This is a genomic window from Paracoccus sp. (in: a-proteobacteria) (assembly GCF_030538495.1).
Lineage (GTDB): Bacteria > Pseudomonadota > Alphaproteobacteria > Rhodobacterales > Rhodobacteraceae > Paracoccus.
The window spans coordinates 124,342-144,497 of sequence record NZ_JAUNTW010000009.1 but is presented as its reverse complement, the minus strand read 5'-3'; the positions used below and the strand labels follow the sequence as shown (position 1 = coordinate 144,497).

Annotated in this window: 36 protein-coding genes and 1 other RNA gene; 10 read left to right on the top strand and 27 right to left on the bottom strand. The window is 62.0% G+C overall.

The window, feature by feature from the left end; all coding sequences use genetic code 11:
• From Q4G20_RS10625 to Q4G20_RS10605, 5 genes are all read right to left on the bottom strand, one after another.
• The coding region (locus Q4G20_RS10625) for a peptidoglycan-binding protein (RefSeq protein ID WP_303343418.1) at positions 1 to 925 on the bottom strand (925 nt) is incomplete at its 3' end.
• A gap of 81 nt (positions 926 to 1,006) precedes the next feature.
• Positions 1,007 to 1,369, bottom strand: coding sequence for a helix-turn-helix domain-containing protein (locus tag Q4G20_RS10620; protein WP_303343417.1), 363 nt, complete (start codon positions 1,367 to 1,369; stop codon positions 1,007 to 1,009).
• Positions 1,366 to 1,959 carry an MT-A70 family methyltransferase gene (locus Q4G20_RS10615; protein WP_303343416.1) on the bottom strand — a complete coding sequence of 198 codons (594 nt, stop codon included), beginning with the start codon at positions 1,957 to 1,959 and terminating at the stop codon, positions 1,366 to 1,368. The genes Q4G20_RS10620 and Q4G20_RS10615 overlap by 4 nt, the downstream gene beginning before the upstream one ends.
• Positions 1,960 to 1,983: 24 nt before the next feature.
• Positions 1,984 to 2,148, bottom strand: a complete 165-nt coding sequence (locus Q4G20_RS10610; RefSeq protein WP_303343415.1) for a hypothetical protein — start codon at positions 2,146 to 2,148, stop codon at positions 1,984 to 1,986.
• The gene (locus Q4G20_RS10605; RefSeq protein ID WP_303343414.1) at positions 2,141 to 2,716 is read right to left on the bottom strand and encodes a Bro-N domain-containing protein; all 576 of its coding nucleotides are present in this window, start codon (positions 2,714 to 2,716) and stop codon (positions 2,141 to 2,143) included. The genes Q4G20_RS10610 and Q4G20_RS10605 overlap by 8 nt, the downstream gene beginning before the upstream one ends.
• Before the next feature lie 322 nt (positions 2,717 to 3,038).
• On the opposite strand from Q4G20_RS10605, the gene Q4G20_RS10600 reads away from it, so the two are divergent.
• On the top strand, positions 3,039 to 3,617 hold the full coding sequence (locus Q4G20_RS10600) for a hypothetical protein (protein WP_303343413.1): 579 nt from the start codon (positions 3,039 to 3,041) through the stop codon (positions 3,615 to 3,617).
• On the opposite strand, the gene Q4G20_RS10595 is transcribed toward Q4G20_RS10600, so the two are convergent.
• The 17 genes from Q4G20_RS10595 to Q4G20_RS10515 form a co-directional block, all read right to left on the bottom strand.
• Complete coding sequence (locus tag Q4G20_RS10595) at positions 3,614 to 4,045, bottom strand: gp16 family protein (RefSeq protein ID WP_303343412.1); 432 nt, start codon at positions 4,043 to 4,045, stop codon at positions 3,614 to 3,616. The genes Q4G20_RS10600 and Q4G20_RS10595 overlap by 4 nt on opposite strands.
• A 3-nt stretch (positions 4,046 to 4,048) precedes the next feature.
• Complete coding sequence (locus Q4G20_RS10590) at positions 4,049 to 4,594, bottom strand: hypothetical protein (RefSeq protein ID WP_303343411.1); 546 nt, start codon at positions 4,592 to 4,594, stop codon at positions 4,049 to 4,051.
• Positions 4,591 to 4,758 carry a hypothetical protein gene (locus tag Q4G20_RS10585; RefSeq protein WP_303343410.1) on the bottom strand — a complete coding sequence of 56 codons (168 nt, stop codon included), beginning with the start codon at positions 4,756 to 4,758 and terminating at the stop codon, positions 4,591 to 4,593. Before Q4G20_RS10585 ends, Q4G20_RS10590 begins: the two co-directional genes overlap by 4 nt.
• Before the next feature lie 9 nt (positions 4,759 to 4,767).
• An RNA gene (locus Q4G20_RS10580) (hammerhead ribozyme type II) lies at positions 4,768 to 4,835 on the bottom strand.
• The gene (locus Q4G20_RS10575; protein ID WP_303343409.1) at positions 4,835 to 5,107 is read right to left on the bottom strand and encodes an HU family DNA-binding protein; all 273 of its coding nucleotides are present in this window, start codon (positions 5,105 to 5,107) and stop codon (positions 4,835 to 4,837) included. Before Q4G20_RS10575 ends, Q4G20_RS10580 begins: the two co-directional genes overlap by 1 nt.
• 17 nt (positions 5,108 to 5,124) lie before the next feature.
• Positions 5,125 to 5,703 carry a hypothetical protein gene (locus Q4G20_RS10570; RefSeq protein ID WP_303343408.1) on the bottom strand — a complete coding sequence of 193 codons (579 nt, stop codon included), beginning with the start codon at positions 5,701 to 5,703 and terminating at the stop codon, positions 5,125 to 5,127.
• A gap of 8 nt (positions 5,704 to 5,711) precedes the next feature.
• Positions 5,712 to 5,894, bottom strand: coding sequence for a hypothetical protein (locus tag Q4G20_RS10565; protein ID WP_303343407.1), 183 nt, complete (start codon positions 5,892 to 5,894; stop codon positions 5,712 to 5,714).
• Positions 5,894 to 6,427 carry a host-nuclease inhibitor Gam family protein gene (locus Q4G20_RS10560; RefSeq protein WP_303343406.1) on the bottom strand — a complete coding sequence of 178 codons (534 nt, stop codon included), beginning with the start codon at positions 6,425 to 6,427 and terminating at the stop codon, positions 5,894 to 5,896. Before Q4G20_RS10560 ends, Q4G20_RS10565 begins: the two co-directional genes overlap by 1 nt.
• Complete coding sequence (locus Q4G20_RS10555; protein WP_303343405.1) at positions 6,427 to 6,771, bottom strand: hypothetical protein; 345 nt, start codon at positions 6,769 to 6,771, stop codon at positions 6,427 to 6,429. Before Q4G20_RS10555 ends, Q4G20_RS10560 begins: the two co-directional genes overlap by 1 nt.
• Positions 6,764 to 7,327 (bottom strand): hypothetical protein, encoded by a 564-nt coding sequence (locus tag Q4G20_RS10550; RefSeq protein WP_303343404.1) that lies wholly within the window; start codon positions 7,325 to 7,327, stop codon positions 6,764 to 6,766. Before Q4G20_RS10550 ends, Q4G20_RS10555 begins: the two co-directional genes overlap by 8 nt.
• Entirely contained in the window at positions 7,324 to 7,536 is a 213-nt protein-coding gene (locus Q4G20_RS10545; protein ID WP_303343403.1) for a hypothetical protein, read from the bottom strand. The genes Q4G20_RS10550 and Q4G20_RS10545 overlap by 4 nt, the downstream gene beginning before the upstream one ends.
• On the bottom strand, positions 7,533 to 7,907 hold the full coding sequence (locus Q4G20_RS10540) for a hypothetical protein (protein WP_303343402.1): 375 nt from the start codon (positions 7,905 to 7,907) through the stop codon (positions 7,533 to 7,535). The genes Q4G20_RS10545 and Q4G20_RS10540 overlap by 4 nt, the downstream gene beginning before the upstream one ends.
• Position 7,908: 1 nt before the next feature.
• A complete protein-coding gene (locus tag Q4G20_RS10535) occupies positions 7,909 to 8,679 on the bottom strand; it encodes an AAA family ATPase (protein ID WP_303343401.1) in 771 nt (256 codons plus the stop codon).
• Positions 8,680 to 8,702: 23 nt separating this feature from the next.
• Complete coding sequence (locus tag Q4G20_RS10530) at positions 8,703 to 10,859, bottom strand: transposase (RefSeq protein ID WP_303343400.1); 2,157 nt, start codon at positions 10,857 to 10,859, stop codon at positions 8,703 to 8,705.
• Positions 10,856 to 11,041 (bottom strand): hypothetical protein, encoded by a 186-nt coding sequence (locus Q4G20_RS10525; RefSeq protein WP_303343399.1) that lies wholly within the window; start codon positions 11,039 to 11,041, stop codon positions 10,856 to 10,858. Before Q4G20_RS10525 ends, Q4G20_RS10530 begins: the two co-directional genes overlap by 4 nt.
• Positions 11,038 to 11,202: a hypothetical protein gene (locus Q4G20_RS10520; protein WP_303343398.1), complete on the bottom strand. Its 165-nt coding sequence runs from the start codon at positions 11,200 to 11,202 to the stop codon at positions 11,038 to 11,040. Before Q4G20_RS10520 ends, Q4G20_RS10525 begins: the two co-directional genes overlap by 4 nt.
• Positions 11,203 to 11,204: 2 nt before the next feature.
• Positions 11,205 to 11,627 (bottom strand): helix-turn-helix domain-containing protein, encoded by a 423-nt coding sequence (locus Q4G20_RS10515; protein ID WP_303343397.1) that lies wholly within the window; start codon positions 11,625 to 11,627, stop codon positions 11,205 to 11,207.
• An 89-nt stretch (positions 11,628 to 11,716) separates the two neighbouring features.
• Between Q4G20_RS10515 and Q4G20_RS10510 the strand changes: the two genes are divergently transcribed.
• The gene (locus Q4G20_RS10510; RefSeq protein ID WP_303343396.1) at positions 11,717 to 12,379 is read left to right on the top strand and encodes a S24 family peptidase; all 663 of its coding nucleotides are present in this window, start codon (positions 11,717 to 11,719) and stop codon (positions 12,377 to 12,379) included.
• A gap of 140 nt (positions 12,380 to 12,519) precedes the next feature.
• Here Q4G20_RS10510 and Q4G20_RS10505 read toward each other — a convergent pair whose 3' ends face one another.
• Positions 12,520 to 13,233, bottom strand: coding sequence for a hypothetical protein (locus Q4G20_RS10505; protein ID WP_303343395.1), 714 nt, complete (start codon positions 13,231 to 13,233; stop codon positions 12,520 to 12,522).
• Positions 13,234 to 13,317: 84 nt separating this feature from the next.
• Between Q4G20_RS10505 and hslV the strand changes: the two genes are divergently transcribed.
• Positions 13,318 to 13,875 carry an ATP-dependent protease subunit HslV gene (gene hslV, locus Q4G20_RS10500; protein ID WP_303343394.1) on the top strand — a complete coding sequence of 186 codons (558 nt, stop codon included), beginning with the start codon at positions 13,318 to 13,320 and terminating at the stop codon, positions 13,873 to 13,875.
• 58 nt (positions 13,876 to 13,933) lie between these two features.
• Here the strand turns inward: hslV and Q4G20_RS10495 are convergent, their stop codons facing one another.
• The gene (locus Q4G20_RS10495) at positions 13,934 to 14,512 is read right to left on the bottom strand and encodes a WYL domain-containing protein (protein ID WP_303343393.1); all 579 of its coding nucleotides are present in this window, start codon (positions 14,510 to 14,512) and stop codon (positions 13,934 to 13,936) included.
• A gap of 100 nt (positions 14,513 to 14,612) precedes the next feature.
• Between Q4G20_RS10495 and hslU the strand changes: the two genes are divergently transcribed.
• The 5 genes from hslU to Q4G20_RS10470 all read left to right on the top strand — a co-directional run bounded on the left by hslU (position 14,613) and on the right by Q4G20_RS10470 (position 17,192).
• Positions 14,613 to 15,911, top strand: coding sequence for an ATP-dependent protease ATPase subunit HslU (hslU, locus tag Q4G20_RS10490; RefSeq protein WP_303343392.1), 1,299 nt, complete (start codon positions 14,613 to 14,615; stop codon positions 15,909 to 15,911).
• Between the two features lie 57 nt (positions 15,912 to 15,968).
• Positions 15,969 to 16,148 (top strand): PLD nuclease N-terminal domain-containing protein, encoded by a 180-nt coding sequence (locus tag Q4G20_RS10485; protein ID WP_303343391.1) that lies wholly within the window; start codon positions 15,969 to 15,971, stop codon positions 16,146 to 16,148.
• Entirely contained in the window at positions 16,145 to 16,639 is a 495-nt protein-coding gene (locus tag Q4G20_RS10480) for a hypothetical protein (RefSeq protein WP_303343390.1), read from the top strand. Before Q4G20_RS10485 ends, Q4G20_RS10480 begins: the two co-directional genes overlap by 4 nt.
• Positions 16,640 to 16,709: 70 nt before the next feature.
• Entirely contained in the window at positions 16,710 to 16,916 is a 207-nt protein-coding gene (locus Q4G20_RS10475) for a hypothetical protein (RefSeq protein WP_303343389.1), read from the top strand.
• 84 nt (positions 16,917 to 17,000) lie between these two features.
• On the top strand, positions 17,001 to 17,192 hold the full coding sequence (locus Q4G20_RS10470) for a hypothetical protein (RefSeq protein ID WP_303343388.1): 192 nt from the start codon (positions 17,001 to 17,003) through the stop codon (positions 17,190 to 17,192).
• A gap of 91 nt (positions 17,193 to 17,283) precedes the next feature.
• Here Q4G20_RS10470 and Q4G20_RS13635 read toward each other — a convergent pair whose 3' ends face one another.
• The 3 genes from Q4G20_RS13635 to Q4G20_RS10460 all read right to left on the bottom strand — a co-directional run bounded on the left by Q4G20_RS13635 (position 17,284) and on the right by Q4G20_RS10460 (position 18,981).
• Positions 17,284 to 17,418, bottom strand: a complete 135-nt coding sequence (locus Q4G20_RS13635; protein ID WP_368660792.1) for a phage BR0599 family protein — start codon at positions 17,416 to 17,418, stop codon at positions 17,284 to 17,286.
• Between the two features lie 310 nt (positions 17,419 to 17,728).
• Positions 17,729 to 18,325: a Smr/MutS family protein gene (locus Q4G20_RS10465; RefSeq protein WP_303343387.1), complete on the bottom strand. Its 597-nt coding sequence runs from the start codon at positions 18,323 to 18,325 to the stop codon at positions 17,729 to 17,731.
• The gene (locus Q4G20_RS10460; protein WP_303343386.1) at positions 18,325 to 18,981 is read right to left on the bottom strand and encodes a Tim44/TimA family putative adaptor protein; all 657 of its coding nucleotides are present in this window, start codon (positions 18,979 to 18,981) and stop codon (positions 18,325 to 18,327) included. Before Q4G20_RS10460 ends, Q4G20_RS10465 begins: the two co-directional genes overlap by 1 nt.
• Before the next feature lie 109 nt (positions 18,982 to 19,090).
• On the opposite strand from Q4G20_RS10460, the gene Q4G20_RS10455 reads away from it, so the two are divergent.
• Both Q4G20_RS10455 and secB read left to right on the top strand, forming a co-directional pair.
• Complete coding sequence (locus tag Q4G20_RS10455) at positions 19,091 to 19,588, top strand: FxsA family protein (protein WP_303343385.1); 498 nt, start codon at positions 19,091 to 19,093, stop codon at positions 19,586 to 19,588.
• A 55-nt stretch (positions 19,589 to 19,643) separates the two neighbouring features.
• Positions 19,644 to 20,153, top strand: a complete 510-nt coding sequence (secB, locus tag Q4G20_RS10450) for a protein-export chaperone SecB (protein WP_303343384.1) — start codon at positions 19,644 to 19,646, stop codon at positions 20,151 to 20,153.
• The last annotated feature ends 3 nt before the right edge of the window (positions 20,154 to 20,156 follow it).

Below are 20,156 nucleotides of genomic sequence, written 5' to 3'. Positions count from 1 at the left end.
CATCGGCCAAGATCAGCGGCAGGGCGCTGACCAATGCGGCCAGTGTGGTGATGACGCCCTGAATCGAACTGGACGCGATCCGCGATCCCTTGGCCGCCAGATCGGTGATGCTGGCACTGGCACGATCCGGGCTGACCTCGCGCACCTCGCCTGCGGCCACGGCTCCGGCCAGACGCGCCCAGGTCGCCGCCCCGACAATGCCGTCAATGGTCAGGCTGCGATCCCGCTGAAACGCGCGCACGGCGTCATCGGTGCGCGGGCCGAACACCCCATCCACCGCGCCCGTGAAATAATGCACCGCATTCAGCGCCTCTTGCAGGACGCGAACGCCCGCGCTGCGTTCGGGGGCGCGCAGGGTCATCTGGTGCAGCGGCGCGCCGAACAATTCCTGCGCCGCCGTGCGCGTCAGGGCCTTGCGGTGATCCAGACCGTTCACCCCGCCATTGATGCGCCGGGTGACCATCTCCACATCATTGGCATCGGCCAGCGACGACATGCGGCGGCTGTTCCAGTAAAAAATCGCGCTGCGCACGGCCAGTTCGGGATCCAGCAATTGCGCCGGATCGGCGATCAGATCGACGCCCAGTTCGCGGCCCGTCTCGGCGTAATTGTGCCGCCCCGTGGTCTGGAAAATCCCGCGTCCCTTGAACCGGCGGCCATCGCCGGGCTGATTGTTGCCCAGATTGGCGCGGCCTTCATAGGCTTCGCCGCTGGCATATTCTTCCAGCGTGGTGAAATTGTCGGTTTCATGGGCGGCTTGGGCCAGAAAATGCACCAGACGGAACGGGCCGACGATGCTCGCCATGGGCAACAGGCGCGACAGATGGGGGGCGATGGCGTCGGTGATGCGGCGCTGACGCGCGGCCTTGGCGGATGTTGCAGGCACCGGCGCGATGCGGCGCAGCAATTCGGGGGTGATCGTCATGGGGGCCTCGGGCAAAGTGGTTCCCGAAAGGTGTCCCTCATCATGGCCCTTGGGTGACGGGCGGAACGTTCCGGCAACGTCCTAGCCGAACAAATCCCCCTGATCGTCCTCGCCCGCGCGCCGGATCACCTCGCGCACCCAGCGTTGGGTCTGGTGCATCTTTCGCGCAATCGCGGCGGTTGACAATCCCTGTTCGTGCAGCGCCAGAATGCGAGCGCGGCGTTTCGCCGGGCTGCGATTGGGGATGGTGACGGTTTCGCCCGCCATGTAATGACAGACCGCCGGGCCGTCTTCGGGGCCAAGCGCCTGCAAGATCGGGTGATCGGGCCGGGGATTGTGCGGGAAATAGAGGTCGATCCCCTCGAAATGCGCAAGCAGCGCCAGCGCGGCGCGGGTGCCGCAGGCTTCGGCCACATCCTCAAGCGATGATGGAATATCGGTCATGATGCCTCTGAAAACAGGTCGGTTTGATTGCCCCAGACGTCGCGACCGGGCCACGGCTCACGGGCAAATAATTCGCAGCCCCAGACATCGGGGAACAGATCGTCGATCATGGCGCGCATTTCCGGCGGTTTGCGGCTGTGTTCGCGCCGCACGCCTTCGATCAGGTCCGGGATTGGGGCGTCGATCAGGCCGCGCACGGATCGCGACCGGGCGCGGGGCGCGCCGATTTTGCCCAGCAAAAACGGTTCCGTCGCGGATCGCAGCACATAGCCGGTCCCCATCGCGACATTCCAATGGCGGGTTCGCTTCGTCCATGATCCGCCGGTGACATAGGTAAATCCCCATGCCGACATCAGCGCCATGGCCTGCGGCAGATGCGGCCATGTGGACCACAAAAACAGCATGCAGTCCGGCCCGGCCAGATGCCCGACCGGCAGGGCGCACAGTTCGTCATGGGACAGGGTGGCGTAATGCGCTTCGGGGGATTTGTCGTGCCCCTTGGCGCTGCGCATCTGATACGACCACGGCGGATCGGCCAGAATGACGCCGTATTTCATGGGGGTCAGATGGGCAAAGGGCCAGTCGTTCATGACCGGCCCCCTGCGATGGGGGTGTTACAGATCGGCGCGGACGCGGGACAATTCGCGGATGATGCTGTCCAGCAGGCTGTAGAAATCATCCGGGCTGGGGTCGATGTCGCGCGGGGTTGCGACCAGATCGCGGACGGCGCGCAGACATGCAGTGGCGTTTTCCAGCCGGTCGATGGGGCGATCACACATGGGCGAACATCTCCACCTGACGGCTGTCGCGGCGCGGGCCGTAACCGGTCAGCGCCTGCGGGGCGATCAGGCCCAGCGACTTCATGCGGGCCAGATCGACATACAGCGTCGATGTGCTGATACCCAAGGCGCGCGCCAGTTCCGCGCGGGTCAGGCCCAGCCCGATAATCTGCCGCAGCCGGTCCCAGCGCCGGTTCTGGCGCAGCAATTCGGCGCGCAGGGTGTTGATTTCCGCCTGCGCAGCAGCGGTGTGGATTTTGCCTTCCAGCACATCCATCGCCCATGCCCGGAACTCGGCGGCGCGTGGGGTGTCGGCCATCATCGCCAGCAACATCACGCCGCGCGGGCTGAACACCCGCATATTTCGGTGCTGACCCTGAAAAGTCATTTTGACTTTTTGCGTCATTTCCCCAGAAAATTCGCGCTTTTTCCGCTGATAGATTTTGTTGATCGACTCGCTGGGCGTCGCATACCCCAGCGCCTCGCCAATCTGCACCCCCAACAGCCAAACCTGACCGTTGCGGTCGATGGCGGTAAATTCGGTGTCGTGGAATTTCAGTTCGTTCATAGCTACGTCCCTTACAGGTTAAGCCCGAACCACCTTCGCCAAAAGGGTGGCCGGGCAGTCGCAGGTTGGCGAACCGCGGAGTAGCCGACGCGGCAGACCTTTCGGTCTCCCACGACGCCCGACCATAGGAAAAGGCGCTGGCAAATCGCCGCGCGCCCTTCGTCAGGGTTACTACAAACAGGTCGCCAAACCCGATCCGACGATGTGCGCCGGAGGTGTTTAGAATGCCCATTTGTCGCCCCGATGTCAAATCCCCTTGTCGAATCGCCCAATGCGCGCAACGGTTGCCGTTCAACCAACAGGGGAAAATGATATGTTTAGAATGACCTGCGCCGTTCTGGCGCTGATCTCCGCGCCGCTCGTCGCCGCTGCCGACACGCCCAACAAACCCCTGTCCGAATGGACGAGTACGGAAATCTACCAACGCACCGAGGCATTGAAGCGCGACGTGATGGAACCCGGCGTTGACCGGGACGCCATGCGCGACGAATACCAACAGCTGCTGGACGAACTTGTTGAACGCAGAATATCCTTGGACCGCCGTCCGTCCACACCCGCCCCGGCTGATACCGCAGGCCCGACCGGCGTTGACGATGCACAACCGAAAACGACAGTGTCCTACCAACAGTTTGGCGACATCGCGGTGTATATTATTGAGAACGGGGTGCCATGCCGTGACATTCTCACGCAAGCACGCGCAGTTGATACCGGCGCATCCTCTCCGGCTATTCAAATGGCACTGATCGGCGGCGCGCTGTATCTCGCCGGGGCGGCAAGCGTCGCGGAGCTGGACGATACCGACATCAACGAGCTGATGCCCGCTTTCATCGCATTTTGCGAAGCTGACGACAGTCGTGACCTTCACGACTTCATGGACAGCCTGACCGACGCCGCCCATTAACCGCGCCCTGCCTTTGCTTTTCCGCGCGCTTCCATTTTTTTCAGCGCCTCGATGACGGGCTGGGCTTGGGCATAGGTCATCAGGTCGGGATCGGTGGCGATATTGGCCTGTCCCGGCTGGGTCATATTCCGGCAAAACGCACGCAGGGCGGCGCGCGATCCGTCCTGGACGATGTCCAGCTGGTAACACGACCGCCACAGCGCGTGGATTTTGCGGGCATATGCTTTGGTGGATGCAGGCAGGGTTTTGCCCTTGGCCTGCACCCGGAATCCCCGGCGTTTCAATTCGTCAATGACCGCGCGTTTTTCGCGGTCATTCATGGCGCGCAGACTGTCTTTGCCCGTCACGCGCGCCAGCAGCGCGCGATAGGTGGCCTCGTCCAGCCCCATCTGCGATTTCGCGATGTTGATGATGGCGTTGGCGTTCATGGCTTATCCTTTCGCGCAGCGCGCGCAGGTGTCGGGATTGGACAAAGACGGGGTGAATGCGCGGTCGCACAGGGTGCAATTGACCGGGCCGGACGCCGCAACCTCTTTCTGGCGGCGCTGACATTCACGCGACCATGACGCGCGCAGCGACCGCCAGTTCCAGCCCTTTTCCGCTGCGATGTCTTGGATTTTGTCCCCCGATTCGATGCGGGCAAAGGCCCACTGCAAGTCGTCATCGCTGGCCTGAACCGTGGTTTCGGGGGGCTGGCGGGGGCGGTCATCGTCCATTTCATCCCGTCTGGCCTGCCGATTTGGGGGGGTATCGGTTTCGTTCTGGACCGCGACGACGGCGACCGGCGCAGGGGCCGCATCCGGCTGACCTTCCGCGTGGTCAAAAAAACGGGCATCGGGCGTTTCATCCGCCGTCAGCGCCGCACAGAACAAGGCGGCATGGGCCGGATCGGTAAAGGTGGCGATCACCGTTTCGGTGATCTGGCGCACTTCAACGCCGCCATCCGGGCGGCTGTGGGTGGTGATGCGCGGGGTCATACCAGCACCCACAGCAGCGCCAGCATCAGCAGCGCCCCAATCGCCACGCTGGGCAGCAGATACCAGCCCTCGGGCAGAGGGTCGCCGTCGCTGGCAATTGCGCCACAGGCCACGCCGCCCATAAAGGACAGGATCAGCCCCACGATGATCAATGGTAACAGCATTTTTCACTCCTTTGGCCGCATCATCAGGACCGGGCCACCACGCCCGACCGACCGGCCCCGCAGGGCCGGTTTCGCATCAGGCTTTGCGCTGTTGGCTGGGCTTAAATTTCAGGACATCCTTGGCCGCGATCTGGACGGGTTCCCCGGTGGATGGGTTGCGGCCCATCCGTTCGGGGCGGTGTTGCAGGCTGAATGCCCCCAGCCCGGTCAGGTTGACCTTGGCCCCGGCCTGCACATGGCCCAGAATGGCGTCGATCAGGGCATCGACACTGGCGCGGACATTGTCCTGCGTCTGGCCGTGGGCCTGTGCGATCTGGCGGATGATGTCGGATTTGCTGACGGTTTTCATGATATGTCCTTTCGGGTTCAGGTTTTGGTGTGGTTGGGCAGGGCCAGTTGACCGATGCTGGCCAGATCAATGGCCTCGTTCAGCCACAACTGGCGCGCGAAACGCCAATCATGGCCGGTGTCCAGATCGCGGATCAGATTGATGGCGCGGTCCAGATCGTCGTGATCTTCGGGGCGGATGGCGACATCGGCCCTGAAAAACACAAACATTTCAGCGGCGCAGGTGATGCGGTCGATGCGCTTGACCTCGTCCAGGACCGACGGCAGGACGGCGGGCTGCCAGTATCGCGCGATCTGGATGTCCAGATCGTTTTTGGCAGCGCGCAGATTGCCGAGGTCGCCGAACGTCTCCAGATAGTCGTGCGCCGGGGTGGTCAGATCGCCCAGAAACACCTCATGCGCATCATGCAGCAGCCCCCACGCAGCGGCGCGCGGGTTGACCAGTCGCGACACGATCACCGAATGGACGGCGACCGACCATGGTTGCGGGGTGCGCCCGTTGAACCGGTTGATTTTGGACAGGCTTTCAGCCAGAACGGGTGCCTCAACATCGCGCGCGGTCAGGCGTTCGAGGTCAATCAGGCCATAAGTGGTCATGCACTGGATCATGGATATTTCACCGCGTCTTTGGCGGTCAGACCGCGCTGTTTGGCATGATCCAGCTGATCGGCCCGGCGGCGCAGCAGCGTGATCATTTCATCAAGGCTGGCACCACCGCGCGCGGCACTGCGCAGCGATGCGTTCAGCTCGTGCCACGCCATGCTGATGGCATTCGACAGTTCCACCATCACGCTGCCCCTTTCAGGTCGATTTCATACGGCTCGACAATGAAATCCTCGCCGTCCGATCCGATGGTGACGCCCGCGATGCCGCTGGCCTGCGCGATATTGGCTTTTTCCAGCATCGCGTCTTTGTTAATTTCCTCCTTCACGCGCAGGAATTTCTTAGCCAGACCGGCGGCTTTGATGGCGGCGATCACCTCATCCACCTTGCGCAGGCTGACTTTGGCGGGGCGGTGCCGCCACGAAATCTTGCCGGTAACAAACTCGGCGAACTTCACCTTGCCGTCGCGGGTCAGCCGCACGCGATTGACATCGGCATACATTTGCAGCCCGTCCGTCAGCGCCTCGACACGCGCGCGCAGGGGGGCGACTTTTTCGCCATATTCTTCCTGCACGGCGGCGATCTGATCGTTCATTTCGGCTTGCAGCCGGATGATGTCGCGGTTGGCATCGCCGATGGCGCGGATCGTTTCGCGCGCCTCACTGTCATCGGCAGGAATGGGCAGATTTGCCGCCGCTTTTTTCACTTTTTTTGCCATCAGGCGGTCCTTTCGGTTTGGGTGGTCCCGGTGACGACCGGGCAGGTTTTGCAGGCGATCCAATGCTTCAGATCGGCGGCGGAATTGGTGGGCAGGGGGCGCGTCCGAAAATCGGCGCAGTGCGCGCGGCTGATCGGTGCGCCCAGATGCGGGCAGGTGACAGGCCGGTCGAACACCGCCATCACCCGCGCGGCCAGACGTGCGCCGGTGCCGCCATAGCGACCATGCACGGCCAGTGACACAGAGGTGCGGGCATAGCCCAACTGACGCGCGACCTGGGCAATCGGGCGCGCGTTGCATTCACGGCGCAGGATCACCAGCCATTCGGGGGCAGCATCAGCCATCACAGCACACCTCCTGACCCAGATTGTGGTCGTAAAATGCGGACGATTCGGGCCGGAAACTGGGCGCGACGGGGCCGGTGTGGCGGCGGACGCGGTAGCGGATAAAGCCATTTGACGACAGCCGCGCACCGGGCGCGCGCGCGGTCAGCCGGTCCAGATACCCCGCCTGTGCAAGCCGCGCGCAGAACCGTTGCAGATTGTCACTGGCCCGGCGCTCGGCCCCCTCGCAGACCACGGTGACCAGATCAGGGACCGTGAACACTGACGTCATCGCCATGACATTCCACGCCCGCTGACGCAGCGATCCGCGCCCTTTCGGTGCCTTGGCGCGCCCGATCTTGCTGCGGATCGACCGCTTGCCGTCCAGCACCTCGCGGCCCGCATCGGTCAGGGCGAAACAGCCGATCTCTTGTCGGGCGATCAGATCGCGCAGGATCAGTTTGCGGCAGGCGGTATAGACCTGCTGTGGAATGAACCCCGTGGCGGCGATGATCTGACCCGTGGTCAGGCATCCCGCGCCGATCTGGCCCAGAATGGCGGTCTGAACGGCACTCATTTCGCGGCCCCTTTGATAAGGGGGGCATGCGCTGCTTTGATCTCCTCAAGTTGTTTGAGGGTGTAGCCGATTTCATATGCGTCGCGGACCTCGACGGTCAGGCTCACAACCAGACGGCCCTTTTCGAAAACAGCCCTGAAGTCGCGCAAAATCGGATCACGTTCTCTCGAACCGTCATCTCTTTTATCGGACAGAATAAACACACTCATGCCCGGCCCGCCTGTTCGGGGGCGACTTCAAAAGCGATATTGTCATAGCCCTGACACGTCGCCTGACCGTGGAATACCGTCACAGCCCGCCGACGATTGGGCGAATTGATGACCATCATTCGGAACACATTGCTGAACACGATCCCGGCCAGCGCCGAAAAATCGTCATAGGATCGCCCGTCATTTTTGATCTGCACCATTTTCAGGGCCATCGGGACATAGGCCGCAAGCGTCAGCTCTTTCTGATCCGTCAAAAACTGACGTTGCGTATCGCTGTCAGCCTCCGCGATTTGCCGGTCAAAACTGGCGACAATCTCGGCGCGCATCTTTTTCTCGGCGCGCGTCAGGTCAAAATGCACATGCTGGGTCATCTTATTTTCCTCCCGGAACGGTGATGGGATTGCCGGTTTTGCGGTCATTCAGAAGCAGCTGACCGGCCATGTCGCGCATGGTCAGGCCATCATCGCCGGATGGCGGATGACGCAGCCCGAAACGCTCGATATTTTTGATCGCCTCAACGATTTCGCGGTTATAGCCGCCGGATGCACTGGCCACGAAAGCCGCCAGACAGGGGGCCACCTTGACCTCGCATTTCGTGGCCAGAAACGCGGTCACGCCCGCAACATCTTCGGGTTCAAAACGCACATATTGGCTGACGCGGCTGGCGGTCTGCGGGAACCGGACCAGATTGTCACGGATGCGCCCCATGCCAACCAAGACAAAACAGACCCCCGACACATCGGCCAGATCGCGAACCAGATTCATCAGCTTCGGCTTGGCCGAAATATAATCCGCCTCGTCCAGCACCACGATAAACTGATTGCCGACCATTTCGGCGGTGCGCTGACGTTCGGCCAACAGTTGTAGGCAGCTGTTGAACCGCGCGGCATGGCCGTGGGGCGCGGACATCCGGCCCACCTCCAGCAGCTCCTGCATCAGCCAATAGGTTGTCCAGTCATCTTTGGCGCGCAGGTAAAAACAGCTTCCCAGCGCCGCCCAGCGTTGCAGGATCGTGGTTTTTCCCAAACCCGGCGCGCCATCCACGACGATCAACCGGCATTCTTCGGCTCCGCGCCCCTCCAGATGGTCAAGCGCGCCACGAAAGGCCCGGTAATTTTTGGTTTCAACAAAGCTCGGTCTCATGTAAGTTCCTTTTGTTTGTTGGGTCAGGCGGCGGACCTGATCAGGTCTTCCAAATCCATCAGGTCCACGCCTGCCTCTCTCAAAATGTCCCGCCCGGTGGGGCGACGCATTTTATCGTCCAGCAGCCGCGCCCAGCCGGGCGTCAGCAGACTGGGATCTTCCAAAACCCGCAGCGCGAAATCGGCATCTTCATCCCAATGGCGGGCCGTCTCATGCGGCGCGCCGGGTGCTGCGGGGGAAAGGGTCGCGACCGGATCGGCAACCGGGGTCGCGTCGATAAAGGGGGCGGGCTGTTCCACCCGGCCCTCGATGTAATAGGGCGCGCGGGTTTCGGCCTCGATCTCGTCACGCTTGGCGTCAATGCGGCGCATCCGGCCTTTGCTGCGGCTTTCCTTCGCCTTTTCCGTGACCGATTGCGGATAATACCGCTGCGCATTGCCGTAGAAATCAGCCACACAGATCAGCGCCCCCGGCACGATCTTGCCATCGTCGATTTCCAGCCGCCGCACCCAGACCTTGCTGGCGTCATGAATATCGACGCCGACAATGACCTCCATTCGGTCAAATGCCTGCAAATCGGCGTGGAAATACTTGTTGTTGTTCCACGAAATCTCCCCGCGCGCGCAGGTGCGCTTGAAATAGGGCCGGAACAGATCGTCGGCCTCATGCGCCTCCAGCGGGATCGCCTCGAATCCGGCCTGAACAAAGCTGGCCCAACATTCATTCGGGCTGGCTTTACGCATCCGGCCCGTCGCGCCGTCGCGCACCCGCAGGCCAGAATGGGTCCGGTCATTATAGGCCGCAACCGCCGCCTCAACCGCCGCCACGAAATCATCCCATGACGGCAGGGCGTTGCTGTGGCCAAATTCTTTGATGTCGCGACCGATGGCCTTGTGCTGCCGCTGAAACACCTCGCGGTCCATGTCATCGCCGCAATAGGTCGGAAAGGTTTTCGCCAAGGGCGTCCAGATCGTCTGATGCGACCGTTCGATAATCCCGCGCGATTGCGACAGATAGGGCAGTGAATGCTGGGTCGTGATCGCCAGCCGCGCGCAGATGCCCAAACTGGCATCGTCCATCATTTTGTTGCGGAAGCCCGGCCCCCGGTCGGTGTAGAAAATCGCCGGAATCCCGTTATTGGCGCAGGCTGTGCGGAGCGCATCCGCCGTTCCCCGGCTGTTTTCGGCCAAATCGACGGACCAGCCCACACATTTGCGCGTGGCCACATCCAGAATCGACGTGACTTCTGGCCGGAACGGACGCCCATGAATGGGGTGTGCAACATACGCCTCGAACGTCTTACCGTCCGCCGTATAGATTTCGGTGGGCTCCACCCCGTCCAGCGTCCGGCGCACAAAAGCCAGCCGCGCTTTCAGCGCCAGCGGCCCTTCGCGGCCCTTATGGGCGTCGATCCAACGAACCGTGCCTTGCAGGCCCTTTAGCGCGCGCCGCGCTTGGTCATAGGACGGCACGAATTCATCCGGGCGCGCCGCCGCCATCGCCTTCAGCGCATCCGCCAGTGTCAGCTTTTGCGGGCGACAATAGAACCGCAGCATTTCGGCAAGCCAGACGGGATGATCCTGTTTGACCTCCTGCGCGCGCGTGTCGGGCAGCAGGGCTTTGACCCCGCCATCCTGATACAAACGCCGCCATTCAAACAGCCGCGACCGGCTGGGCAGCGCGCTGCGCTTTTTGTCCGTGGCCAGATCCAATTGCTTCATCATCAAATCCGGCAGCAACCCGTTTTCGGCATCGGCCAGCAGGCTGGCAATCGCCTTGGATGCGGATTTCAGGGTGAATTCCCGGCGCTGAATGTCGATCACCAGTGCCGCGCGCGCCTCCATGATCTGACGGCGACGGGCCGTGATGGTTTCGGGGGCGGTTTCGACCGCGCGCGCGACCTGTGCCTGACGATGCTGGGCCACGGCCTGCGCCTCGGCGGCGCGCTGCCGCCGCAACCAATCCGCCTGCGCCGCATCCGGCAGGCAGGACACATGATATTCCCAGCCGCCCCCGCGCCCCTTGCGCTTGCGGGCTTTGCCATGACCGAGGGCGCGCCATTCGGATTGTGCGACCAGAGCGATGGCCTGCATCGTCTTGGGCATGCCATTCAATCCTTCGGCGGCCCAACCGGCAGGGCTTTTCCACGCATCATCAGGGGACAGGGCGGCGGTCGTCATTTCCGGGCCTCATCGGCGCGGATTTTGATGACTTCACCGCTAAGCCGTTCCATTTCACCGAACAGCCAGTCGATTGCGGCGCGCTGCCGGTCGATTTGGCCTCGCAGCCGATCATTTTCAGCCGCCAGCAGCGTAACTTGCGCCGCCATCGGGCTTTCAGGGCTGTCAAACCGCAGGCTCATTTCTGCACCTCGGCGATCAGGCCCATATCGGCCAGCCCTGCACCAAATCCGATCCACAGGCCCAGAATCAGCAGGCCCCAGATCGCAATTGCGCCCAAAATGTCGTCCAGATCAGCCGCGCGCAGGGCGCTGATGAACGATTTAACGAACAAAGCGGCCATTTTTACACCATTCCCGCCGTTTTTGCGGGTTTTAACGTCACCCTGTTGGCGATAAGCTTGGCGCGGGTGCGGGCATGACGCGGCATTCCATCGGCATCATAGCGGCTCGGCCAAATCTCATGGGCCGGAACCTGCACGAACTGGGCCAATGCCTGTTCCCCAACGTAACAGGGGACGCGCAGCGCCTTGGAAATACAGGTGTGGTCGATCCCCGCATCGCGGGCGATCCGGCGGAAATTTCCGCCCCGCAAAACAACCTCGGCGCGAATGCGCGCAGGGTGCCAGCCGATTGGAATACTGTTCATCTCTGCCTCCTCCCCGTTCCAGCGGGGTGTTGTGCTGTTTTGTGTCAACCTCGGGGCGATAATGTTTGATATTAAGAACGAAGTAAATGATAAATCGAACTTGAATGTTGGATTTTTCATTCACCAGCGGCGTTATGTTCAGTTTGTTTTTAAAATCAGCGACTTAAGCAAACACTCAAGTGTCACTCAAACCTTCAAATGTTACTTGAATGTTTGAAGATTCGAACATTCAAGGATTGGTCGGGCGAGTGAAGGACACCTTTGGGACTGCAAGCGCGCGGCAGATCGCAAAGCAGTCAGGTATCCCTGTCGGCACGGCGAACAGCATTCTCAACGGCTCGATTCCACGCGCAGACAACCTCTTGGCACTCGCTAGGGCGGCGGGGGTTAGCGCGGACTGGCTCCTTACCGGCAGAGAGGCCGCGCCAACAACGCTCCCGCCAGAAGCACCTTCACCCCGCGCCCTGATCGACGTGCCGCGCTTTGATGTGTCCCTGTCTGCGGGCTATGGCAGCTTTGTGGATCGCGCAGAACGCCTTGATTCCATTCCCTTTCCGCCGGATTTCTTTACCCGCAGGCTGGGCCGAAAACCGGACGGAATGATCATCGTGGATGCGCAGGGCGACAGCATGTTGCCCACCGTGGCCGACCGCGACCTGGTGATGATCGACACCGCAGATCAGCGCATGACCGGCGCGGTCTGGGCATTCACATATGGCGATGGCGTGTTCGTCAAACGCATCAACGTGCTGCCGGATGCTCTCGAAGTCGTCAGCGACAACCCCGCCTACAAACCGTTCATTATCGACAAAGACCACGTCGACCGCTTTCACGCTGTCGGTCGCGTCGTCTGGGTGGGTCGCACCCTCTAACAAAAGACGGCGCTCATTCAGCGCCGCTTTCATCCCATTCGGCCCGCCGATTTGGGTAAAATCGTCTCAAACCGTCCAGAATGCACACCCTGCAAAAAACGTCGTTTTCTTCAACGATTCCGGCGCTTTCTGGGTGCTGATCACCTATGCCGTTTCATCCCGTCTGGTTCACCCCCCCACAGGATCAGCCCGTCAAAACCCACGCCGCTGTTTTGCGTCACCACAAAGGCGCAATCGCGCAGCAGGCGCGCCGTGTCGCCGCCGATGGTCAGGTTCGGAAAACGCGCGGCCAGCCGGTCCAATGCGGCGCGGTCGCGGTCGTCATAAACCTCTTTCGGGTGCAGCGTGGCGATGCAGGGGCGGCCCGTGCGCGCGGCGGCCTGGATCATCTTCAACGGGCTGGCCGATTGAAAGCTGCGCTGTTTGCGGATGTGACCCTGTAGCGGGATCAGGATGTGATCGCCCGCCACCGGTTCTGGTCCCGGCAGCACGCGGTTGCGCAGGCGGGCGGCGAAATCGCGCGCCTGTGCCGGATCGCCCGGTTCAAACGCCGCCTGCGCCACCGGCCAGCGCCACCGTTCAGCCACCCGTTCCAACCGCCAGAACGGGTAATGATAGGCCAGCCGGAATGTCAGGGCGCGGGGATGGGTCGGACGCTCCATATGAAACAGGGCATAGCCGGGGCGGTTCGGCGCATCCGCCCGCGCGGCGTCACTCGATGGTTCGATGGTCACGCCCCAGCCGCGCGCCGTCAAAAGCGCGGTCATACGGTTCAGAAAGCCCAGCTTGCCGGCGCGCGCGGTCGCCAGAATCGGGGGGTGCAGATATACAGTCAGGTGGCGGTCGTCAGGCATGGCCGCAGGTTACGCAGACGCGCCCCGCTTGCAACCCCGCGCCCGCATCCATATCTGATCCACAGCAAAAACGATGAGGCGCAGATGAGTGACGACAAATTCCCCGGCTGGCATGGCACAACCATTCTGGCGGTTCGTCGTGGCGGGCGTGTGGTTGTGGCCGGTGACGGTCAGGTCAGCGTCGGCCCCACCGTGATGAAGGGAACCGCGCGCAAAGTGCGCCGCCTGCGTCCGGGCGGGCGCGATGTGGTTGTGGGCTTTGCCGGATCGACGGCGGACGCCTTTACCCTGCTGGAACGGTTGGAAAAGAAATTAGAGGCCGCGCCCGGTCAGTTGCAGCGCGCCTGTGTGGAATTGGCCAAGGATTGGCGCACCGACAAATATCTGCGCAATCTGGAAGCCATGCTGATCGTCACCGACGGGTCGGACCTGTTGGTGGTGACGGGCGCGGGCGATGTGTTGGAGCCCGAACATGACGTTGCGGCCATCGGGTCGGGCGGGAATTTCGCGCTCGCCGCCGCGCGGGGGTTGCTGGAAACCGATCTGGACGCCGAGGCGATTGCCCGTAAGGCTATGGCGATCGCCGCCGATATTTGTGTTTACACGAATGGGCGTTTGACGGTTGAGGTGTTGGAGTCCTGACGATGGCGCCGGGGGCCAGCCCCCGGACCCCCGGGATATTTTTGCACAGAAGATAAGGCTAGGCGCGTTCTTTTTCGGCTAGGCCTTGGAGGAGTGTCATTCGTTCGGCGCGGAAATCGCCCATTTGCGGCGTCAGGGCATCCATGGCGCGGACAAAAAACTGGCGGTAATCGCCGCGTTCCTGACACCATGCCAGCAATTTTACCCCCTGCGGCGGGTGGACCAAGGCCAGCGGCAGCACCACCCGTTCGCTGTCCTGATCCTGCAAATCGGTATAATGGAACCTGACCGGGCGACAGGCCGCAATAAGATCATGCAGCAACGCCAAGGCATCGCGCGCCGCCGCCGGGGCCGGTTCGTGATAGGTCGTCGGCGGCGCGTCCAGACGGCGATAGAGCCGCGCCAGCAATGCGCCTTCGGGGTCGGTCTGCGCCATCTGCGCCAGCGTCCGGTCGGCGGCGGCCTGCGCCACCGGATCGCCCCGCATCCCCGCCAGTGCCAGCCCGCGCAGGGCCGCATCGCGCAGCACCGGATCCGCGGCGGCCTGTGCCGGCCCTGCGCCCAATCCCACCGTGGCGGCGGCAGCCGTCAACCGCGCAGCCAATCCGCGCCGGGTCATTGTGTCATTCTGTTCCATCCCCTCATCCTGCACCCGACCGACCACCAAATCCAGCCCCACCCGTTGAAACGCCGCGCCGCGCTGTCTAGATGATGCGGAAAGACGACAGAGGTGATCCTTGACCGACCTGACCCCCCGCGAAATCGTGTCCGAGCTGGACCGCTTTATCATCGGGCAGCGTGATGCCAAACGCGCCGTTGCCGTGGCGCTGCGCAACCGCTGGCGGCGCAAACAATTGGGCGATGATCTGCGCGATGAGGTCTATCCCAAAAACATCCTGATGATCGGGCCGACCGGGGTTGGTAAAACCGAAATCAGCCGCCGTCTGGCGAAGCTGGCAAACGCCCCCTTTATCAAGGTCGAGGCGACGAAATTCACCGAGGTCGGCTATGTCGGGCGCGATGTGGAACAGATCATCCGCGACCTGACCGACGCCGCCATGATCGACACCCGCGACCGGATGCGCGAAGACGTGAAAGCCCGCGCCTACAGGGCGGCTGAAGATCGCGTCGTCGCCATTCTGGCCGGGGACAGCGCCCGCGACGGCACCCGCCAGATGTTCCGCGACAAGCTGAAGCGCGGCGAATTGGACAGCACCGTTATTGAAATTGAGGTGACGGACAACACCAACCCGCTGGGCATGATGGACATGCCGGGCCAGCCCGGCGCGGGCATGATGGATCTGTCCGGCCTGATGAAGGCCTTTGGCGGGCGCAAGGTCCGGCGCAAAGTCACCGTCGCCGAAAGCTATGACCTGCTGATCGCGGAAGAGGCCGACAAACTGCTGGACGATGAAACGGTGAAAACCGCCGCTTTGGAGGCGGTCCAGCAAAACGGCATTGTGTTCATTGACGAAATCGACAAAGTCGCCGCCCGGCAAGAGGTGCGCGGCGGCGATGTGTCCCGCGAAGGCGTGCAGCGCGATCTGTTGCCCCTGATCGAAGGCACCACGGTATCGACCAAATACGGTCCCGTCAAAACCGATCACATCCTGTTCATCGCATCCGGCGCGTTTCATGTGTCGAAACCGTCGGATTTGCTGCCCGAATTGCAGGGGCGTTTGCCGATCCGCGTGGAGCTGCGCGCGCTGACCGAAGATGACTTTATCCGCATCCTGTCGGAAACCGACAACGCCCTGACCCGGCAATACACCGCCCTGATGGCGACCGAGGATGTGACCGTTACATTCACCGATGACGGCATCGCCGCCCTGGCCCGCATCGCGGCCGAGGTGAACGGCGCCATCGAAAATATCGGCGCGCGGCGTCTCTATACCGTGATTGAACGGGTGTTCGAAGAACTGTCCTTTACCGCCCCCGACCAAAGCGGCGCGCAGATCAGCGTGGACGCCGCCTATGTCGAAAAACATCTGGGCGATCTGGCGCGGTCCACGGATTTGTCACGTTACGTCCTGTAAAACGGAACCGGGGGGCTGGTCTGCGGGTTCCTCGGTTGCATCAACATGGAGGCCGATATGGGCTGGCTGTTTGGCGTTATCATCTTTGTTCTGGATGTCTGGGCGATTGCGCAGGTCATCAACACGAATGAATCCACCGGGACGAAACTGTTCTGGATCATCCTGATTGCGGTTCTGCCGGTGCTGGGCCTCATCATCTGGTATTTCGCGGGTCCGCGCGCGAATTACAGCCGATGATTGCGGCGGCTTTGGTGGCGATTGTGGTGGGGGACGGGCCGAACGGTCCCGTCCACGCCGTCAATGTGATGACCCCCGCCGATAACCGCGTCGTCGTGATCGAAGATTATTCCATCCGCGCGGCGTTTTCCGTTCTGCCGAATATGACTGGCTTTCCCGATGTGGAACGCACGGATACCGGGTTTACGGTCTATGCGGGCTGCGACGTGTGCGGCAGCATGGGGGTGGTAAACGAATACAAATTCGCGTCGCGCGGCGGGGATTATGTGCTGGCCGGGTTCACGCAGACGATGAACGACCGGCTGTCGGCCTCGGTCACGGTGTGCGATGTGAACCTGCTGACGGGCCGGGTCGAAATTGGCGATCATCCGTCAGAGGGTGCCTCCACCACCCGCAGCGTGATGGTGGCCGAACGCGCGATTGCGGCGTCCGCCCTGCCCCCGAATTATGTCGTGCCGATCTGTCAGGATGTGTCGCCGCGACGGGATTAGGGGTCAGCCATAATGCCCCCTTGAAAAAGTGACGCAATCCGTTAGATGTAAATCAAACAGGGGGGCGACGATGACAGCCGACGAACTGAAAGCGGCCCGCAAAAGTCTTGGGCTGAAACAACACGAAATCGCCCCTTTGTTGGGGTTCGGGCATTCCGTCCGCGTCAGCGAGTTAGAGCGCGGCGCGACCGCGATCAGTGCCGCCGTCGAAAGGCTGGTTCGGGCCTATCTGGACGGTTACAGGCCGAATGACTGGCCGCAGAAGACTAACGGATAGCGGTTTGATTGACATTTTTAACGGTATTCGTTAAATTTGAAGCAATAACGACTCGGTGCCATCCGAACCGAAGGGAACCGAGACATGACCACCCAAGAACAAAGCCTTGCCGACGACAAGATGCGCGCCGAAATCGCCAAGCTGATCGCGGAAACGGCGAAAATTTCGAAAGAAACGGTGTGGCACCCGCTGGCAGTCGGTGCGAGGGCTGCTACCGCGCTGATCGGGGCCGGGGCTGGCTTGGCCGCTGTTCTTATTAAGATATTTGCCGCCTGAATATTGCGCAGGCCCGCCACCGGCGTGTCTTTTCGTTAGCCAAATCGTAAACCACCGTCACAATCGGCACGCGCATCGTCGCCGCGATCCGTTAGCCCGCTTTGCCCGGCAGATGCGGGAAGCCATAGAAATTAGGTCCGTTGCGGAACCGCTTCCGACAGATGACAAAGGCCCGGCACACTGCGCGGACAGTTCGATTCATCCCCGCGTTCCGGGGAACAGTAATTTCGACCCGACTCGATCAGGGCCTTGTCCGGTTCACCCTCACGCTCGTGGGTAACAGGGGGATCGACCAGCGGCACGTCGCGGATTTGCAGTTCATTCCCGCGTTCGTGGGGAACAAACTGGTCAGCGGCATATCCGCCAGATCAATCACGGTTTATCCCCACGTTCGCGGGGAACAGTCGACCGGAAAGGCCGACACCTCCACGTCGATCGGTTCATCCCCGGATTCATAGGGAACAGCGGCGGGATATGTCTGTCTGGACCGAGCCAGCCGTTTCATCCCCGTGTCGCAGCGGAACAAGCGCCCCCCCCTACCCAATCCGCCGCAGATAGACGTAATACGCCCCCTCGCCGCCGTGGCGGTAATGGGCGGCGGTGACTTGTTGCACGACCAGCGACAAAGGCGGGCTGTGCAGCCAATGCGGCACCTGGTGGCGCAGCGCTCCGGGGCGGGTGGGCAGAGGGCCGGGATCGCCGCTGCTGCCTTTGCCGGTGATGACCAGCACCAGCCGCAGCCCCGACGCATGGCAAGACATCACGAATTGCACCAATTCGGGAAACGCCTGCGCCAGCGTCATGCCGTGCAGGTCGATGCGCGCTTCGGGCCGCATTTTCCCCTGCGTCATCTTACGATGGGTTTTGTGATCCATCCGCAGCGATGCCGCCGCCAGATGCTGCGCCGGGGTTTGGGCGCGGGTCACACCGCCCTTGGATGTGGGTGCGGCCTGTCCCACGCGAAAATCGGGGACGCTGAAATCAGACGCCAAACCCGCGCGGATCGTGACCGGCGCGGGTTTGGGTTTCGCATCGGACGCGACCCGAGGCTTTGGGTGCATGGGATGCGCGGTGCGGGCGACCTGCGCCCAAATCTCGGCATCCTCAGGGGTCAGACCCCGGCGGCGGCGCATCAGCCCGTCGCAACAAGCTGCCAGTTCGGATCATCCTGCCCCATGTGACGGGCAAAGGTCCAAACGTCTTTTTGTTTGCGCGGGGCTTTGGCGTCGCCTTCGATCACGGTGCCGTCAGCGTCCAGCGTGGCCGCGATCAGTTCACCCACAAACCGCACGGAAATTTCCGCCATGCCGGTGACGTGATCAAATTCCGCCGCCGTCAGCGCGGTTTCGCGCGTCCCCAGATACTGCGCCTGCACGGTCTGGCCGGCGGCCACGCGCTGATCAATCACCGATTGGAACGCATCGGCCACAGGTTCGGCCAAAAACGGCCGCACATCCGACAGATCGCCGCGTTCAAACGCCATCAGGATCATTTCATAGGCCGATTTCGACCCGTTCAGGAAATCGCGCAGCACAAAGGACGGCTCGGCCTGTTTCATCGCGGCCAAGGCATCGGCACTGGCGCTGCCAGCGGGGGCGTGGTCCAGAATGTCGTGATCGACCTGTTCGGCGCTGCCCTCGATCACCTCGAATTTGGGGGTGGGGCGCGGCTGTTCGTCGGTGCGCGGGGGTTCGAACCCGTCGCGCGTCCCCAGCACGTTGCGCAGCCGCAGGATCAGAAAAATCGCAATCGCGGCCAGAACCAGTAATTGCAGCAGCGGATTAGACATAGGAACGGCCTTTTTCGAACGGGTCTGTTGGTATCTTGAGCTTGGGACATTATGTAGGGACGAACGCCGCGCAAGTCCAGTTTTGCGCACCGGATCAAAGGGGAAAAGCATGTGGTTTCTTGCGCTGTTTCTGGCATTGCCGATTATCGAAATCGCATTATTCATTCAGGTGGGCGGGCTGATCGGGCTGTGGCCGACGCTGTTTCTGGTCATTCTGGGGTCCATCTTGGGCGTGGCGATCATCCGCCATCAGGGCGCCACGGCGGGCATTCGCCTGCAACGCAGCCTGAACGAATTGCGCGACCCGGCGCGGCCTCTGGCGCATGGGGTGTTGATTGTGCTGGCGGGTATGCTGTTGATCCTGCCGGGCTTTTTCACCGACACGCTGGGATTGCTGTTGTTGATCCCGATGGTGCGCGACGCGGTGCTGGCGCGCATGTCGGCGCGGGTGCGGCGGGCGCGTGACCCGCATCGCCCGCCCTATGCCGACGGGGTGATTGACGGCGATTATGTGGTGCAGGACGATCAGCCGCCACAGCCGAAGCCGCAGGAAATTATATCAAATGCCGCGCAAAATCATCGGCCTTCGGGCTGGTCGCAGCATTGAGCAAGCCCCCCGCCCCTGATACAAGCACGCGAAACCCAATGGATGAGGGCAGACCATGACCGACGAAACCACCCAAAACGGCACCGCAACCGAACAACCGCAGGTGCGCCTGCAGGTGCTGGCGCAGTATATCCGCGACCTGTCGTTTGAAAACGCCGTCGCGCAAAAAGGCGCTCTGGCGGGCGAAGTTCAGCCGGAAATCAATGTGCAGGTCAGCCTCGACGCCCGCAAGCGGCAGGTTGAAAACCAATATGAAGTGGTTACGAAATTCCGCATCACCTCGACCAACCGTGCGGATAGCTCGACCCTGTTCATCGCCGAAGTGGATTATGGCGGGGTCTTCCAGATCGAAGGCGTTCCCGAAGATCAGCTGCACCCCTTCCTGATGATCGAATGCCCGCGCCTGATGTTCCCGTTTGTGCGCCGCATCATTTCGGACGTGACCCGCGACGGCGGCTTCCCGGCCTTCAACATGGACCCGGTGGATTTCGTGGCGCTGTATCGTCAGGAACTGGCCCGTCGTCAGGCCGCGCAAGGCGCGCCCGACGGTCAAGCCCTGTCCTGATCC